Here is a 17,255-nt window from a genome sequence, read left to right on the forward strand (position 1 = left end):
CTACTATGTCGAATTCCCGTAAAATCACATCCCTTGAAGCATCGTTCGTGGATGCATTCGAAGCATATGCAGGTCCTGCGCCGCCGGGAAATGCATCGGTGGCTGTAAACGGCCTGGCGCCCCTCAATGCCATGCAGGGGTTCCAGCGACGGGCTATTGAGCGCTTTCAGGAATTGGGCATTCCCTCCCGGAAGAACGAAGCCTGGAAGTATACGCACATTCCGGAGGTGCTTGCTCGCGGCTTTGCCGTATCTGCCGGAGATTCAACGCCCGATCCCGAGGCCGCTGAAACCGTGCAGTGCGCGCTCGCCGGGCTCGATGCACATATCGTCGTACTCGTCAATGGGCGTTTTGCTGGCGAACATGCCCTTATCGGCAACCTCCCGGAGGGTGTTGCGATCAGCGGACTGGGAACGGCTGCATCCACGCACCCGGATATCCTGCGCAGGCATTTCGGGCACTACGCGGCCTGGGAAGAGGAAAGCTTTACCGCGCTCAACACAGCGTTCGCGAGCGATGGACTTTTCATATATGTCCCCAAAGGAAAGATCATCGAAAAACCAATCCACGTAATCAATCTGCAGAAGACGAACGAGCGCCTGTTCCTGCAGCCCCGCCACCTGCTCGTATTCGAGGAAAACGCGCAAGCGAAGATTATCGACACCTCCTGCACCCTCACCAGCGAAGCAACCTTCACGAATGTCGTCACCGAGGCATTCGTCGGCGAGCGGGCCATGGTGGAAATGTATCTCGTGCAGGATCCGGGCAATGACAATGCCGTCGTTTCGACCACGCATGTCTACCAGGAAACGGCAAGTACCTTCACGGCAACGACCGTAACGCTTACCGGCGCCGTGGTCCGGAACAATCTGAATGTGCTGCCCAATGCCCCGCATTGCGAAACGCACCTGTATGGCCTGTTCCTGCCCGGCGGCAACACGCAAGTGGACAACCGTACCCTCGTGGATCATGCCCAGCCGGACTGCGTCAGCAACGAACTATACAAGGGTATCCTGAATGACCGCGCTTCCGGCGTATTCAATGGCAAGGTCTTCGTGCGGCAGGACGCACAGCGCATCAATGCCTTTCAGGAAAACAAAACCATCGTGCTCACAAACGAGGCCACGATGAACGCCAAACCGGAACTGGAGATTTACGCGGATGACGTAAAATGCAGCCACGGCGCCACCACGGGCCAACTTGATCCCGAAGCCTTGTTTTACCTGCGTTCCCGGGGAATGACCAAACAACAGGCGCAGGGCCTCCTGCTGCATGCGTTTGCGGGAGATATTCTTGACCGCATATCCATCGAGCCGCTTCGCAGAATGCTCGACCAACGCGTTACCCGCCTTTTTGGCGAATAATGCGGGGAAATCCGGACGTATACCGGGTTGCCAGACACCGTGTATTCGTCGCCATTTTGTAAACCGGCCTTGTCCATAAGACGAAAGCGGCATCCATGAATGCCACCGGCGCAATACAAGACCATATCCCGGAAAAGTTCGACCCGGCGGAGGTGCGCAACCTGTTCCCGGCGCTCGCACGCGAAGTGTACGGGAAACCCCTTGTGTATCTGGATAACGCGGCCAGTTCACAGAAGCCCCAGGCTGTCATTGACCGGCTGGTCCGATACTATTCCTCGGAGCACAGTAACGTGCATCGCGGAGTACATCTCCTGAGCCGGGAAGCTACGGATGCATACGAAGCTGCTCGCAAGCGCGTCGTAGCGTTCATCAACGCCCCTTCCGAACCCGAAGTACTGTACACCCGGGGAACCACGGAAGGCATCAATCTCGTGGCATCCTCCTTCGGTCCCCTGCATGTCGGAAAAGGCGATGTGGTGCTGGTTTCGCACATGGAACATCATTCCAACATCGTTCCGTGGCAAATGCTCTGCGAGGCGCAGGGCGCCCGGGTACGGGCCATCCCCGTATCGGACACCGGCGAAATTATCTATGAGGAATTCGAGCGGCTGCTTTCCGAGCGGGTCCGTCTTCTGGCCATTGCCCATGTGTCAAATACTCTCGGAACCATCAATCCGCTGAAGCGCATGATCCGGCATGCGCACGACATGGGCGTGCCCGTAGTCGTTGACGGAGCGCAGGCGGCGCCGCACATGAAAATAGATGTGCAGGAACTCGACTGCGATTTCTATGCGTTTTCCTCACACAAGATGTTCGGTCCCACCGGTATCGGCATCCTTTATGCAAAAGCGGAACATCTGGAAACCATGCCCCCCTGGCAGGGCGGCGGCGATATGATCGAAACGGTCGCGTTCGAGAAAACGACGTACAACGACCCGCCGCACAAATTCGAGGCCGGCACACCGAACATCGCCGATGTGCTGGGATTCGCCTCGGCCATAGACTTTCTGGAAGGCGTGGGGCAAAACCGCGTGGCGGCATACGAACAGGACCTCCTCGCTTATGCGACCGAGCGGTTGTCGGAGATCGAAGGCGTTCGCCTGATCGGAACCGCAACGGACAAGGCGAGTGTGCTTTCTTTCCTGATCGGCGACATACACCCCTACGATGCAGGAACCATCCTGGACAGGTTGGGCATTGCCGTGCGAACGGGGCATCATTGCACGCAACCGCTGATGAGGCGGTTCGACATACCGGGTACGGTACGGGCTTCCTTTGCGTTGTACAATACTTTCGACGAAGTGGACGCGCTGGCCGCCGGCGTACGGCGCGTCAAGGAAATGCTTGGCTGAGCGCCGGAACATGGCTGGCGAACATGGTGGTAAACGGAACGATTCGGGAACGCGCCCACGACATCGTGGAAGAGTTCGGGCTGTTCGACGACTGGATGGGGAAGTATGAATATCTCATCGAGATCGGCCAGGCACTGCCGCCGCTCGATAACCGGTATAAAACGGAAGCCCACCGGATTCATGGCTGTCAGGCCCAGGTATGGGTCCGTCCGGAGATGAAAAACGGCCTGGTCTTCTACGAAGGCGACAGCGATGCGCTCATTACGAAGGGCCTGGTGGCGTTATTGATCCGCGTACTGTCCGGCCAACCCCCACAGGAGATCGTCCAGGCCGACCTGGAGTTTCTCGACGAGATCGGGATGAAGGATCATCTTTCGTCCACGCGCAGAAACGGGCTCGCTTCCATGGTCAAACAACTCAAACTCTTTGCGCTGGCGCACACGGGAAGCGCATAAAACGCAACCGGGTGCGATACTACCGGGTAAACAGGGCAGGAATACAGAGTAGACCGGCAAACCACGGCAATTACCCACAGGCGGACCCATGGAAGAAACCACATCCATAGCGCAGGAAGACCTGGAAGCGAAGGTCATCGAGGTGCTGAAGAGCATCTACGACCCGGAGATTCCGGTGAACATTTACGATCTCGGACTCATCTACGAGATCCGGGTGAAGGAGCGGTCTGTCTTCGTCAGGATGACCCTGACTGCACCAAATTGCCCGGTCGCCGACATTCTCCCGCAACAGGTCGAGGCCGCCGTCGGCATGCTCCCGGAAGTGGACGAATCGACGGTATTTTTGACCTTCGATCCGCCTTTCACCCCGGACATGATGTCCGAGGAGGCGCGGCTCGAATTGGGCTTCATGTAAATAAAGGATACCCTGATTAAGTCCACAAAGATCAGAGTATCCTAAAGTGAACCCGCATCTTTTGACAGGCGCCATGCTCACGCTGGCCGAATGGGAAGCGGTCGGACTTTCGTTGCGCGTTGCTGCGGTTGCCGTCCTGATTACGGCGCCGATCGGGGTGGCGCTGGCGTATCTGCTTGCACGGAATCGGTTGCCTCTATCATTTGTGGTGGAGAATCTCGTCCAGCTGCCGCTTGTGCTTCCACCGGTGGTCACGGGATGGGTACTGCTTATTCTTCTGAGTCCGGAATCGGTCTTCGGGGGCTGGCTGGAAGCAACCTTCGGGCTTCGCATCGCCTTCGGATGGTTCGGCGCCGCAGTGGCGGCAGGCATTATCGCCTTTCCCCTGATGGTGCAGACCATGCGCGTTGGCTTCGAGCAGATAGACCCTTCCTGGGAAGAAGCCGGATACGTATACGGCGGTACGCGCGCGGCGGTCTTTCGCCATGTAACGGCCCCTCTTGCGGGCAGGGCCATTGCTGCGGGCATCGTGCTCGCTTTTGCCCGTGCACTGGGCGAATTCGGCGCCACCATTGTACTTGCGGGCAACATTCCGTCCGAAACACGTACGCTTCCATTGGCTATCTTTACCGAAATACACCGTATGGGCGGCGAACTTGCGGTACTGCGTCTGGTCCTGGTGGCAATCCTGTTGTCTGCCGCCAGCCTCACGGTGCATGCCTTGCTGCGTCGCCGTTTGCCGAGCCGGACCGATCGTCCAGGCACTTGACAGACGATCCGGGATTTTTTCGTTCCCCTGCGTCCATCAACTAAAACAATTTATCTGAACACCCCCACACAGGCGGGCAGGTTGTCATGAAAGAATGGCTATCGAACGAGGACCTTGAGCGCATCCGGCAGGCAGTAGCCGAGGCCGAGCGCCTTACTTCGGGCGAAATCGTCCCGTATGTCGTACCGCGCAGCGATACGTATGACGGGATTGCATGGAAAGGCGCAGGTATTGCGGCTGCACTGGCGCTGGCTTTCACTGCCGTCGTATTCCAATTCTATGAGGGCTGGGGACTGGGGTGGCTTCACACGGGATGGGGCACGGCCACGCTGGCGCTTGCCGCCGGCATAGCCGGAGGGGTATTAAGTGCTTTCGTACCGCCGATTGGACGGGTGCTTGCAGGTCGCGAGTGCATCATCCGGACGGTGCATCGCCGTGCGATGAAGGCATTCGTTGAAGAAGAGGTGTTCGCTACGCGGGAGCGCACCGGCGTCCTGATCTTCGTATCCCTATGGGAACATCGTATCGAAGTGCTTGGCGATGCGGGCATCAATGCAAGGGTGTCCGCGGATGACTGGACAGATATGGTGGCGCGCATCCGGGACGGGGTACGAAGCGGTCACTTTGCGGACGGCCTGATCGATGCGATCGGCATGTGCGGGACGTTACTCGAAGGCAGCGGCGTCGAGCGGCGCGACGACGATTCCAATGAATTGTCCGATGCGCTGCGGGTGGAATCGTAGCCGAAACCAAACCGCTGCCAGAGTTGCGCCGCCGCCGGATTATGCATCAGCGCCAGGAAGCGCAGGGCGTCTTCCTGAAGCGCACTACCCGACACAACCGCCGCCGTGTACCGTATCTGTGGATCGCACCGTTCCGAAACCACATCCTCCACCTGTAATTTCGGCGCCATGGCGGCGTCGGAAGCATACACGATAGCCGAGCCCGCCGCCCCTGCCTCTACGGCGGCAACCGCCGCGCGAACATCAAGCGTCGGCACGAGACGAGGCGCGAGTATGGCCCACCGGCCTTCGCACAGCAACGCCTCCCGTGCATACATCCCCGCGGGCACATGTTCCGGGTCGGCCAGCGCAATGCGTTCGTTTTCGGAAGGATTTCCATTCTGACGCCGGACCTGTACAAGCCGATTGGCGACAGGTAGTTCGACGGGCGGCGAAATGCGGCGTTTTGCATACAGGTATTCCGTCCAGTCGGGGTGTGCGGATACGAACAGGTCGGCGCCTGCCCCACGCTCGATCTGACGGGCAAGCAGCGAACTGCCGGCCACATTCACCGTGACCCGCACGCCCCCCGGCATGACGCGAAACGTATCGGCCAGGGCTTCCATGACATCCGTCAGCGAAGCCGCGGCATATACGTCGAGGGCGCGGGCTTGCGGCGGGGGTCGGCATCCCGTCAGGAGCACCCCGACACACCACAGCAAAGCAAACCCGGAAATCAGGCGAGGCGCAGAACCTTTCGGAAACCGGCTATCAGGATGCTTCCGCATTCTCGCGAATAGTGCGTATCCAGGCTTCGGCTTGCCGCTCATATACAGAACCGTCTTCAGCCAGGGCCACGACTCGACCGAATTGCTCCAGGGCTTCGTTGATCCGGTTGATGCGCAGCAGAAAAACGGCCCGGTTGTAATTGGCGGCGAGATGATCCGGGTCCTGTTCGAGGGCCAGGTTCGTTTGCCGGATCGCTTCCATGGGATTTTGCGGATCGTACTGATAGGCCCAGCCAAGATCGGCCCGTATATCCACATCGTCCGGGTTCTGTTCGAGCACCTTGCCGAATGCCTCGATGGCAAGTAGCGCCACGTCGGTCTTGCGCTCATTATAGACCGCTTCCATCCATGCATACAAAAGCGTGCCGGCATGCCGCCAGTCGGCCGTCATCCCGGTACGGCGGGCCAGGCGCTGTTGCTCGATGGCAGCCCGGTCGATGCGTCCGATCTCGGCCATGAAACGGACGAGTTCCCGCTGCGCCTCCAGGGTTATGGTTCCGTTTCCAGAGCGTACCAGCGCCTGAAGCGAATCCACCACGGGAGCATACTGACCGGCGACAGGAATAGACTCGAACTCATCGATTACGGCGGCGCTCCGCATTTCGGCAGGCATGGCGGCCGTGGGAGCCACTTCAGGCTGGACCTGCTGCCTGGACATCTCGGTGATCATGAAAAGGGCAATCACGATCAGCACAGGAATGCCCACCAGCATAGCCACCCGCACTCCGAGAGAGCCCAACCTCGCTTCTTCGGAAGTACCGGAAGCACCGGAATTTCCGGATTGCGGGGCGGCAACGGTGTCGGAACGCAACGATCCGCACAATTCGCACCGGTCAGTATCCGCCGCGATCCGGGCGCCGCAATCCATACAAACCAGGTTACCCATGGGATCGGCCCATCTCGCTTCCCTGGCTGAGCCTTACCGCCGTATCCACCCTGCTGCGCAGGCTTCTGGAAGGACGGAACATCGGCATATACCGCGCCGCGACCGGAACTTCCTCGTTCGTGCGCGGATTACGCGCCTTGCGAGGCTGCCGGTACTTGACATGGAAGGTCCCGAACCCCCGAAGTTCAATACCTTCCCCTGATTCCAGAGCCTCCGAAACACAGGAAATAAAGCCGTTGATGACCGCTTCCGTTTCAATTCTGGTCATTCCCGTACCTGTGGCAATGCGTTCGATGATATCAGATTTCGTCACCGTCGTGGAAGGTTGTTTCAGAAAAATGCGATACGTCGTATACCCGCTTCCTTAACGCCGTGCCGGGCACGTCGTTTCCGGTGGTTCGGACTGCAACGCACGCCTGGTTCAGGAACAAGCATCCTGGGGAGGCATACGCCCTTCGTGGTGTTTCGGCGTCTTGCGCCGCACCGCCGCCACCCATTTCGCATGACGTACCGCCTATCGATTTACCCGATGATCCGTATTTCACCCGCCGTTTCGCTGTTTCTCATCGGTTTGTTGTCGGCGTCAAGCGGGCAGGCCCACCAACCATCGGACCCGATTTCGCTGCCATCGCACTCCGACTCGAAGAGGCAAAGCCCCAATCCAACTGTCCATTACGAAATGGACATCACCGTCCATCCGGACCGGCACGCCATGGAGGGCCGTCAGCGCCTTACATATACCAACACCTCTCCGGACACGCTCTCCCGCGTATTCTATCATCTCTATTTCAATGCCTTTCAGCCTCATTCCATGATGGCCGAAAGGAACCGGGAGTTGCCGGATCCCGACCCGCGTACGGCGCCCCGCATTTTTAACCTCGGGCCGGACGAAACAGGCTATCACCGCATCGAATCGCTTACACAGGACGGGAATACCGTTTCGCATCGGATATTCGACACCGTCATGGAGGTAACGTTGGCACAGCCCCTCCCACCGGGCGGGCAGGCCGTTTTCGACATGACGTTCGCTTCGCAAATTCCCCTCCAGACCCGCCGCAGCGGGCGGGACAGCCGGGAAGGAATCGATTATTCCATGACGCAATGGTATCCGAAACTCGCACAATACGATGCGCGCGGATGGCATGCAGACCCTTATGTCGGCCGGGAGTTTTACGCTCCGTTCGGAACCTTCGACGTACGCATCACCCTGCCTTCCGAATACATCGTCGGGGCCACGGGAACCCTGCGGAACCCGGACGAGGTCGGCCACGGCTATGTAAGCGATTCGCTAAATATGGATATCCCTGCGGCGCAAACCGATTCGCTGACCTGGCATTTTTTCGCGGAAAATGTCCATGACTTCGCCTGGTCCGCCGACCCGGACTACATCCATGATGTACTCGAAACGGAGGCGGGCTACACGATTCACCTGCTCTACCAGCCGGATGTAGCCGAGGTATGGCAAACGCTCCACGAAGCCGCCCCGAAGATTATGGCGTTCTTCGAGGAACGCTACGGTCCCTATCTCTATCCGCAGATGACCATTGCGCAAGGTGGAGACGGCGGGATGGAATACCCGATGATTACCCTCGTAACGGGTAGGCGCTCTCCCCCCTCCCTCCATGGCGTAACGGCCCACGAAGTGGCGCATATGTGGTTTTACGGAATGATCGGGTCGAACGAAGCCGACCATGCGTGGATGGATGAAGGATTCACGAATTACGCAACGCGTGAAGCGCTGGCGCACCTTCGCGGACAACCGCGGCCGTCGCATGCGGGCGCGCTGGCCGGGGTCCTGAACATGAAGCGCCTGGGGCTCTTCGAGCCGTTGAACACCCCCAGTGACTGGTTCGATACGAACGTCGCCTACGGCGTGTCCTCCTATTCCGGGGGCGCAATGATGCTCGATATGCTGGGCTACGTCATCTCCGATTCGTTGCGTGACCGGTTTCTGCTCGAATACCACCGGCGGTTCGCGTTCCGGCACGCCGGTCCACACGATGTGGAGCACGTAGCCGAGCAGGTATCGGGCATTCGCCTCGACTGGTATTTCCAGCAATTCGGGGACGTAAACTGGGAATTGGACTACGCGGTGCAGAGGTTCAGACAGACCCGGGACGGGACCGCATGGCGCACCACCATGACGCTGAAAAGGCTTGGGCGCGCCGTCATGCCCATCGATCTGCAAATCACGCTCGAAGACGGGTCGGTGCAGTGGGTGCATATCCCGCTGGGCATCATGCAGGGGCACAAGCCCGTTCCGGAGGACTGGATCGTGGCGGCCCCCTGGGCCTGGACCTCGCCGGAATACGCGCTGGAAGTCATGCTGCCGGTCAGGCCGCGCAGCGCCGAAATCGACCCGTACGTACGAACTCCGGAATCGGACCGGCTCAACAACACCACGGCGCGACCGATCGAAATTTCTTTCCTGAAACCCCCTTCCCCGAACATGCGCCGGTACAATTATGGATGGCGTCCTCTCGTACAGGTTTCACAATTCTGGGGTCTCGGTGCAGGGGTGCAATACCGCGGGGCGTATCCCCTCACCGGAAAAGAAAGAAAGGGTATGGTGAAGATTTGGCCGCAGGTGCTCTTCAGCGGAGGAAACGAACCGGACGTCAGTTATTTCCTGGCGGATCACGAGCCGTCGAATCTTAGAGCGCTCAACGGCATCGATTACGACTTCTCTAACTCGGAAGAGTATCTGAAGGGCTACATGATAAAGTGGTCGGCCCGGGCACAGAAACAGTTGGGCGTTGACCAGAACGACTTATGGGTGTCCTTTTCGGATCCGGACGATCTCCTGCTCCCGAGAAGCCGCCGCCTTACGGTCGGCGTAAACGGCCGTTTCCTGACAAGCGACCGCGCCAGAACCCGGTACACGTCCAGCCTCCACCTGCAGGACATGCTTTCCGTCTACTGGCATCTGGAAGGAGCAAGCGACTGGTACCGATACGCCCTTTTCGTGGAAACAGGTGTGGAAGACGATGGGCCCTACACGGCCAACCGGATGTCGATGGATCTAGCTGTCGGCATGCCGATCGGACCGTTCACAGGATCCGTGCGTCTGTTCTTCGGGGGCGGAGAGCCGGATGTCCTCTCTCCGGACAAGCGATTCCGTTTCGGGGGCGTATCGATCGAGGACCAGTGGAACGATGCGGCGTACCGGACGGTGGAAGGGCTCTTCGAAGAACCGTTCCGCGATGCGCCTTGGGTGGCTTTCGGCGCACCCGGCCCGGTTGCTTACATGCGTCAGACGGAGCCGTATGCCCACAGCGAGCACATACACCACGATCAGGATACCGATGCGCACGCGCACCGGAACGGCGATTCGGACATTCACCCGGACGAGGAAAATATCCCTTTCAGCGTCACGGAAATGACCGCCTTCAGCGCAAGGCTGCTCACGCCCCGGTTGCAGGGGCCTGCGCTCCTGCGCCCTCTCCGGCTGGAACTGTTTATGGGCATCGGGCATGTAGGAGACCTGAACGAGGAAGAGCGTGACGAGCGCCGGAAGCGCACCCTGATGGACGCCGGAATCGGCGTGCGGTACGATCTGAATCGCCTGCGGGGATTCGACCGATGGGTCAGACAGTCCGACTTCCTGTCGGACCTCGTGCTCGTGGCGCGCTTTCCCCTGTGGGCGAACGATTACGAATATGCAGACAGCGACGCCCCCTTCGCCTTTCGCTGGCTGCTCGGCGTACAACTGGACCGCCTCCCCTGGGACTGATATTACCCTGACCCTTACATCCTATCGAAGAAATGCTTCGTTTATCAACCCGTACGATTACAACCCTGATGGGCGCTGCGCTTCTTGCCCTTGCGGCATGCGGCGGCGGACAACCCGAACAAGAACCCGCCCAAAACAAGGCTGCGGATATCATACGGCAGGCTGTCGCTGCGCACGGCGGTGAGCACGCGGACCGGGTGAAGATCAGTTACGACTTCCGGGAATACCACTACACCATCATACTGAACGGGGGAATGTTCCAGTATGAACGCGAGCGCCCGGACTCGGCCGGGTATATCCGGGACGTACTGAACAACGACGGATTCTACCGGGAAATCGACGGCGTGCGTGTGGACCTCCCTGAGGAGACAGCAGCCGATTATTCCTTCTCCCTCAACGCCGTCTCCTATTTCATGCTGCTGCCCTTCAAATTGACGGACACCGCCGTACAGGCCAGGTACCTTTCCGAGGCAACCGTCAAGGGCGAACCGTATCACGAAATTGAAGTCACCTTCCGACAGGAAGGGGGAGGACGGGACTACCAGGACCGGTTCGTGTACTGGTTCCACCGTGACCGCCACACCATGGACTATTTCGCCTACGATTACGAAACAGGCGATTCAGGAACGCGCTTCCGGGAGGCATACAATGCGCGTACCTTAGGCGGCATCCGCTTCCAGGACTACCTGAATTTCACCTCGCCGGTTATCGCGGCGCCGGGAGACCCCATCGAACAAATGGACAGCCTGCTGGATATCCAGGAACTGGATACGGTATCCGTCATCGAAAAGACCGGTATCGTCGTAGAGGAAATTGACGAATAGATACCATTCCGGTCGTATATTCCATCACTTATCCATACAAAACAATCACACCATGACCGCAACCATGCATCGCACCTTGCTTCCCCTGCTCATCGCAGCAGGCCTTCTCGTTTTCGGCGCCAATTCCGTTGCCGCACAGGACATCATTCCGCCGCCTAATCCGGCGAGTCCACGGGCCATTACACAGACCTCTTTCAGCGACGGAACCTACGCCAGCATCCACTACGGATCGCCCCGCAAGCGCGACCGGGAAATTTTCGGCGGCCTGGTGCCGTTCGGCGCAGTATGGCGACTGGGCGCCAACGAAGCGACAGAAATGACCGTGACGCAAGACATTCAGCTCGGAGGCATGGATCTGGCCGCAGGCACCTATGCCGTTCTCGCCATCCCGAACGAGGAAACATGGACTTTGATCGTGAATGCAGGCCTGGGCATGTGGGGCGCCTTTTCCTACTCGGACGAGCACGATGTCCTGCGCCTGGAAACTCCGGTAAGCATGACCGACGACATCCACGAGGCGTTCACCATCACCCTCGAAGCGAACGAGGAAGGCTCTGCCGGCATGCTTTCCATGATGTGGGATCAGACGAGCGTGTCCATTCCCGTAACGCCGGTGGAATAATTCGCCGGATATTCTCCCGGAAAGACGATGCCTCGCAAGGTTGCCTCGTCAAAATCATGATGCGGACACGCCATGCAGCTTTCGGGGCTTGACGTCGAGGCAGAGGGCACGGGCATATCGCGCCCGTTGAGCCGGCAGGTCAATCTCCTTGGCATGCTTCTTGGGCAGGCTATACGCCAGCAGGCAGGGCAGGGCACCCTCGACCTGGTGGAAGAGTTGCGAATGCTCTGCAAGCAATCGGTGACGGAGAATACCCCGGCGCCCCGTATACAGGCGAAAAACCGCATTGCGCAACTCGACGATGAGGAAGTTCTTTGGCTGCTTCGCGCCTACACCGCATTCTTCCATCTGGTAAATCAGGCGGAGCAGGAAGAAATCATCCGCATCAACCGGGACCGGGCCCGTGACGGATCGCCGGAACAGCCCCGGGCAGAGTCCATCCTCGAGGCAATCCACTATCTGAAGAAAGAGGGATACTCCTGTGAGGAAGTGCTTGCGCTCCTCCGCCAACTGGATATCCAGCCGACGCTGACGGCACATCCCACCGAGGCCCGGCGGCTCAGCATCCTGTACAAGCAACAGCACATCTCCCGGGCTCTGTCGCGTCTCAACCGGGAGCAACTGACCCCGAGGGAAAAAGAACGCGCCCTATCGGATATCCGAAACCAGATCGCCCTGCTCCTGTCCACCGACGAGATTCGCGCGGACAGGCCCAGCGTGGACGATGAGGTGGACCAAGGGCTTTATTTCCTGCGCAATGCGATCCGGGAAACCATACCGGACATCTATGACGACGTACGACGGGGACTGCATGCCTATTACGGGACATCGGGGGACATCCCCGTCTTCCTGAAATACCGCACCTGGATCGGCAGCGACCGGGACGGCAACCCGAATGTCACGGCGGCCGTAACGCGGCGGACCTTCGCAAAACAGCGCCTCACCGCCATCAATATCTTTTACGAAGAATTGGTGGAGCTGCGCCATGAACTCAGCGTTTCGAGCCGCCAGGCATCCGTCCCCCGCGCGTTGTACGATGCGATCGCCGCAGATGCAAAGAATATCGATCTCGACGCAAGGGCCAAACGGATATACCGCCACGAGCCCTACCGGCTCAAGATAAGTTATATGATGGAGCGCCTGCTGCGGCTCGCACAGCAAGCGCAGGCCGAACTGGACCGGGATCAGTCACACCGGGACCGTCAGAAAACGGACAGTGCAGAAAGCTACAGCGGCGCGGCTTTTGTCCAGGACCTGGAGATGCTCCGCGAATGCCTCGATGAGACGGGCTACGAAACATATGCCGAAGCCGGTCACCTGCAGCGCATTCTTGTCCGAGCGCGCACGTTCGGCTTTCACATGGCGGCGCTGGACGTACGACAGCACAGCCGCATCCACGAGCAGGCCGTAACGGCTATCCTGCACGCTGCAAACGTGCATGACGACTACGCCAGCCTCGACGAATCCGATAAAATCGATCTTCTTGCCGGCGAGTTGGAAAACCCGCGCGCTCTGTCGCCGCGCCGCGCCGAATTGCCCGACATGGCGCAGCAAGTCGTGGAAAGCTTCGAGGTGATTCGGGAAATCCTCGAGCGGGAGCCGTCCGCCATGGGCAGTTACGTCATCAGCATGACGCATACCGTAAGCGACGTGCTGGAAGCCATGTTGCTGGCCAAGGTGGTTGGACTCTGGCGTATACAGGACGGGGAATTGTATTGCCCGCTCGATATCGTACCTCTCTTCGAAACGATTGAAGATCTGGCAGACTCGGATGCGCTCATGCGCGCTCTCTTTTCCAATCCGGTGTACAACAAGCACCTCGAATCCCGCGGGCGTTTCCAGGAAATCATGCTTGGTTACTCGGATTCGAATAAGGACGGCGGATACTGGATGGCTAACTGGGCCCTGCACAAGGCGCAAAAAGACCTGGGCGTCGTTTGCAGAGACCATCAGGTAACTTTGCGGCTTTTCCACGGCCGGGGCGGCACGGTCGGGCGCGGAGGCGGCCGGGCTAATCAGGCTATTCTTGCCATGCCGCCCGTCGTGCATAACGGGCAAATCCGGTTTACCGAGCAGGGAGAGGTCATCTCGTTCCGGTATGCGCTGCCGGACATCGCCCGACGGCACCTGGAGCAGATTGTCAGTGCAATGATCGTGAGCACAGCTTCCGGATCGCGGCGGAACGGAAAGAACGACTACGGAACGGCGCCTGAAAATGTCGAGGTGCTGGACCGCATCGCCGGGAACTCCATGAAGGCCTATCGGGCGCTCATCGAAGACAGCGCGCTCTGGCCGTGGTATACGCAAATCACCCCGATTGAGCAAATAAGCCGGCTCCCCATTGCTTCGCGCCCCGTTTCGCGCGGTTCCGCGCATGAGGTGCATTTTGAATCGTTGCGGGCCATCCCGTGGGTTTTCGCATGGACCCAGACACGGTATACCCTGCCGGGCTGGTTCGGAACGGGACACGGCCTGGCCTCACTCGTGGAAGAAGATCCGAAAATGGTATCCCAACTCCGGACGCTCTTCCGGGAATGGACCTTCTTCCGGGCCGTCGTAAACAGCGCCCAACGGGAAATGGCGCGGGCGCGGTTCGATATCTCTCAGCACTACAGAGAACTGGAAAACTCCTCGCAAGGCGCCCATGTCCACGAACGGATCGCGGAAGATTTTGACAGGGCACGCGACATGATTCTCCGGATCACCGGGCAAAGCGAACTGCTCGACAGCAATCCGGTCATCCAGAAATCCATTTTCCTGCGCAATCCCTATACGGACGTACTCAATCTGCTGCAGGTCGAACTCATCAAGCGGTACCGGGCCTCCGACCAGGAGGAAACCCGGGATGCGCTGCGGCAGGCGCTGTTCCTGAGTATCAATGGGATTGCAGCGGCAATGCAGAGTACGGGATAAAACGGATCATCAGGGCCTGCCGAGAGGTCATGTGCTCTCATTTCACCGCACCAGCGTCATGTACCCTTTCGACATTGCGTGTTTTCGGATCTATAAGCCTTCCACCTCACCCCACAAGCCCCGCCCTTCCTCGCGAGCCTCCCGCTCGTATTCGAGGTATTCGTCGCTGTATTCAAACGGAATTCCCGAGTAAATATTCGCATATCCGTCAGCGACAAGGCGGTCATTTACCCGGTACAGGCGCCGGCCGTACTCATCCAGCACCCATACGTACGCCAGGGTTCTGCCGTACCGGTCCGTCCTGCGTCCGGAACCGTATTCAAGTTCGACCGGCTTGCCGAGCGCCAACTCCGCGGCATACGCACTGGCGCGGCGGCCCAACTCCCGGATCGTTTCCCGGTCCATGTCGCTGCGCTCCGCATCCCTGCTCAGTTTGGGAGAAGGATGCACCTCAGGCGTATCTATGCCTATCAGACGCAGCATCGTGCCGTCCGAGAGTTCGAACGTATCCCCATCGACAATGCGCGCAACGGTCGGCGTTGCAGCATGGTCATAGAGATCAGGCACAAGCGTAAAGTCCGCATCGGCAGGGAGAGCACCTTGAAATTCTTCATGGAAAGGAAGCGGCAGCCCAGGATCGTAGTAATACGACGGGGGCAGGACGCCAGCGTTGTCATCATAATACTGCGGATCGTACAGGAACGGGGCCGGAGCAAGCGCATCCTCCGATGGAGAGGCCTGCGGAGGATCCATACGATACCATATCTCCATGCCGAGATTGGCGGCAAGAAGAACGATCAGCACTACAAGCAGCACCCGCACAGACATGATGCGACGATACGTAAAGGGTACAAAGCACGGGAAAACCCGGACTACTTCCTCACATCCACCAGCAGCCTGCCGCGGATCTCACCGGCCAGGAGCCGTTGGCTATATGATGGAAGATCGCCCAGCCCGATCGTATCCGCAAGAAGATGCTCCACCAGATCATCGGTCATCCACCGGGCAAGCTGCGCCCAGGCTTGCCGCCGCACAGGAACAGGGCATGTGTTCGTATCCACCCCGATCAGACGCACGCCTCGCAGGATGAACGGAAACACCGTAGTGTGCAGGGCATGCCCCCCGGCCAGCCCGCACGCCACGGCGGTCCCGTGACGCTTCAGGCGGGACAGGAGCGCTTCCAGCGTTTTCCCGCCCACGACATCCACGGCGCCGGCCCATTCCCCCGAATCCAGCGGGCGCGCAGCGCCTGCGGCAAGCGCCTCGCGTTCAATGATCCGGTCCGCGCCGAAGCGCCCCAACCAGTCATGCGCATCCGGACTCCCTGTCGACGCCGCTACACGGTATCCTGCTTCATGCAACAACCCTACGGCAAAACTCCCCACCCCACCCGATGCACCGGTCACAAGCACCTCGCCCTTTCCCGGTCCCACGCCATGCGCTTCCAGTTCCATCACGGAAAGCATGGCCGTAAGCCCCGCCGTCCCGGCCAGCATGGCTTTTTCAAGGGACATTCCCTCAGGGAGCGGGAGCAATTTGGCCGCGTCCACACGCTGCACCTCGGCATACCCGCCCCAGTGGGATTCTCCCAGCCCCCACCCGGTACCGATCACCAGGTCTCCCGGCTTGTAGGCCTCCGAATCGGAAGCGCGCACTTTCCCGGCAAGATCGATCCCCGGCACAAACGGCCAGGCGCCGCGAATAATTTTGCCCCGTCCGGTAATCGCCAGGGCATCCTTGTAGTTGAGCCCCGAATACCACACGTCCAGCAGCACGTCTCCTTCCGGCAAACGGGATTCGTCCAGCTCGCAGACCGATGCCTCCACTTCGCCATCCCGGCGATCCAGCAAAAGCACTCTCGACATGCCGCTCACTTTGTATCCTCTTCAAAATCGAGCGCCGCGGAATTGATGCAATACCGTAACCCGGTGGGGTTGGGGCCATCTTCAAACACATGTCCGAGGTGGGAATCGCACCGGGAACACAACACCTCCGTGCGCACCCTGCCCAAACTGCGGTCCTCTTCCGTTTCGACAGCGTCTTCATTCGCCGGCTGGTAAAAACTGGGCCATCCGCTGCCGGAATCGTACTTGGTGTCGGAGCCGAAGAGCGGCTGACCGCAGGCCGCACAGACATAAGACCCTGGGCCCTTATGATCGCAATAAGCGCCGGAGAACGCCGGTTCGGTGCCCTTTTTCCGAAGTATTCTGTACTGTTCGGGGGAAAGGTCGGCTTTCCACTCTGCTTCTGACTTGCTGATTTTCCTGCTCATGAATCGTAAAACCGGATTGGTGAAGAAAGCGCATCCGTGCGCAAAGACCGCTCGTGAAAATACCGAAAAAAGAAAACTTCGTGGGCTAGGGCCTGTTACCACTATGCAGCAATGCTCTGTTCCGTCAGGCACGGCGTCAA

16 protein-coding genes are annotated in these 17,255 nt (G+C 59.2%); 11 read left to right on the forward strand and 5 right to left on the reverse strand.

Going from position 1 to position 17,255, the window contains the following annotated elements; genetic code table 11:
- The first annotated feature begins 5 nt into the window (after nt 1–5).
- The 6 genes from sufD (at nt 6) to F4Y00_11010 (ending at nt 5,098) form a co-directional block, all read left to right on the forward strand.
- The gene (sufD, locus tag F4Y00_10985; GenBank protein ID MYE05481.1) at nt 6–1,364 is read left to right on the forward strand and encodes a Fe-S cluster assembly protein SufD; all 1,359 of its coding nucleotides are present in this window, start codon (nt 6–8) and stop codon (nt 1,362–1,364) included.
- A gap of 95 nt (nt 1,365–1,459) precedes the next feature.
- A complete protein-coding gene (locus tag F4Y00_10990) occupies nt 1,460–2,716 on the forward strand; it encodes a cysteine desulfurase (protein MYE05482.1) in 1,257 nt (418 codons plus the stop codon).
- A gap of 23 nt (nt 2,717–2,739) precedes the next feature.
- Nucleotides 2,740–3,171, forward strand: a complete 432-nt coding sequence (locus tag F4Y00_10995) for a SufE family protein (protein ID MYE05483.1) — start codon at nt 2,740–2,742, stop codon at nt 3,169–3,171.
- A gap of 88 nt (nt 3,172–3,259) precedes the next feature.
- Nucleotides 3,260–3,586, forward strand: a complete 327-nt coding sequence (locus F4Y00_11000; protein ID MYE05484.1) for a DUF59 domain-containing protein — start codon at nt 3,260–3,262, stop codon at nt 3,584–3,586.
- A gap of 73 nt (nt 3,587–3,659) precedes the next feature.
- Complete coding sequence (gene modB / locus F4Y00_11005) at nt 3,660–4,355, forward strand: molybdate ABC transporter permease subunit (GenBank protein ID MYE05485.1); 696 nt, start codon at nt 3,660–3,662, stop codon at nt 4,353–4,355.
- An 86-nt stretch (nt 4,356–4,441) separates the two neighbouring features.
- Complete coding sequence (locus F4Y00_11010) at nt 4,442–5,098, forward strand: hypothetical protein (GenBank protein ID MYE05486.1); 657 nt, start codon at nt 4,442–4,444, stop codon at nt 5,096–5,098.
- Here the strand turns inward: F4Y00_11010 and modA are convergent.
- Nucleotides 4,975–6,237 (reverse strand): molybdate ABC transporter substrate-binding protein, encoded by a 1,263-nt coding sequence (gene modA, locus F4Y00_11015; GenBank protein MYE05487.1) that lies wholly within the window; start codon nt 6,235–6,237, stop codon nt 4,975–4,977. The two genes, F4Y00_11010 and modA, sit on opposite strands and share 124 nt — an antisense overlap.
- Between modA and F4Y00_11020 the strand changes: the two genes are divergently transcribed.
- A complete protein-coding gene (locus F4Y00_11020; GenBank protein MYE05488.1) occupies nt 6,236–6,781 on the forward strand; it encodes a hypothetical protein in 546 nt (181 codons plus the stop codon). The genes modA and F4Y00_11020 overlap by 2 nt on opposite strands.
- Here the strand turns inward: F4Y00_11020 and F4Y00_11025 are convergent.
- Nucleotides 6,744–7,019, reverse strand: a complete 276-nt coding sequence (locus tag F4Y00_11025; protein MYE05489.1) for an integration host factor subunit beta — start codon at nt 7,017–7,019, stop codon at nt 6,744–6,746. The two genes, F4Y00_11020 and F4Y00_11025, sit on opposite strands and share 38 nt — an antisense overlap.
- A 234-nt stretch (nt 7,020–7,253) precedes the next feature.
- Between F4Y00_11025 and F4Y00_11030 the strand changes: the two genes are divergently transcribed.
- The 4 genes from F4Y00_11030 to F4Y00_11045 all read left to right on the forward strand — a co-directional run bounded on the left by F4Y00_11030 (nt 7,254) and on the right by F4Y00_11045 (nt 14,843).
- On the forward strand, nt 7,254–10,484 hold the full coding sequence (locus tag F4Y00_11030; GenBank protein ID MYE05490.1) for a M1 family metallopeptidase: 3,231 nt from the start codon (nt 7,254–7,256) through the stop codon (nt 10,482–10,484).
- Nucleotides 10,485–10,516: 32 nt separating this feature from the next.
- The gene (locus F4Y00_11035) at nt 10,517–11,308 is read left to right on the forward strand and encodes a hypothetical protein (GenBank protein ID MYE05491.1); all 792 of its coding nucleotides are present in this window, start codon (nt 10,517–10,519) and stop codon (nt 11,306–11,308) included.
- A 64-nt stretch (nt 11,309–11,372) separates the two neighbouring features.
- Nucleotides 11,373–11,930, forward strand: a complete 558-nt coding sequence (locus F4Y00_11040) for a DUF2911 domain-containing protein (protein ID MYE05492.1) — start codon at nt 11,373–11,375, stop codon at nt 11,928–11,930.
- 72 nt (nt 11,931–12,002) lie between these two features.
- The gene (locus tag F4Y00_11045) at nt 12,003–14,843 is read left to right on the forward strand and encodes a phosphoenolpyruvate carboxylase (protein ID MYE05493.1); all 2,841 of its coding nucleotides are present in this window, start codon (nt 12,003–12,005) and stop codon (nt 14,841–14,843) included.
- A gap of 90 nt (nt 14,844–14,933) precedes the next feature.
- Here the strand turns inward: F4Y00_11045 and F4Y00_11050 are convergent, their stop codons facing one another.
- The 3 genes from F4Y00_11050 to msrB are packed head-to-tail and all read right to left on the reverse strand — an operon-like array spanning nt 14,934 to nt 17,115.
- On the reverse strand, nt 14,934–15,671 hold the full coding sequence (locus F4Y00_11050; GenBank protein MYE05494.1) for a thermonuclease family protein: 738 nt from the start codon (nt 15,669–15,671) through the stop codon (nt 14,934–14,936).
- Between the two features lie 44 nt (nt 15,672–15,715).
- Nucleotides 15,716–16,708 (reverse strand): oxidoreductase, encoded by a 993-nt coding sequence (locus F4Y00_11055; GenBank protein ID MYE05495.1) that lies wholly within the window; start codon nt 16,706–16,708, stop codon nt 15,716–15,718.
- Between the two features lie 5 nt (nt 16,709–16,713).
- Nucleotides 16,714–17,115: a peptide-methionine (R)-S-oxide reductase MsrB gene (gene msrB, locus F4Y00_11060; GenBank protein ID MYE05496.1), complete on the reverse strand. Its 402-nt coding sequence runs from the start codon at nt 17,113–17,115 to the stop codon at nt 16,714–16,716.
- Nucleotides 17,116–17,255: the final 140 nt, after the last annotated feature.

The sequence above is a fragment of the Bacteroidetes bacterium SB0662_bin_6 genome (genome assembly GCA_009839485.1).
GTDB lineage: Bacteria > Bacteroidota > Rhodothermia > Rhodothermales > VXPQ01 > VXPQ01.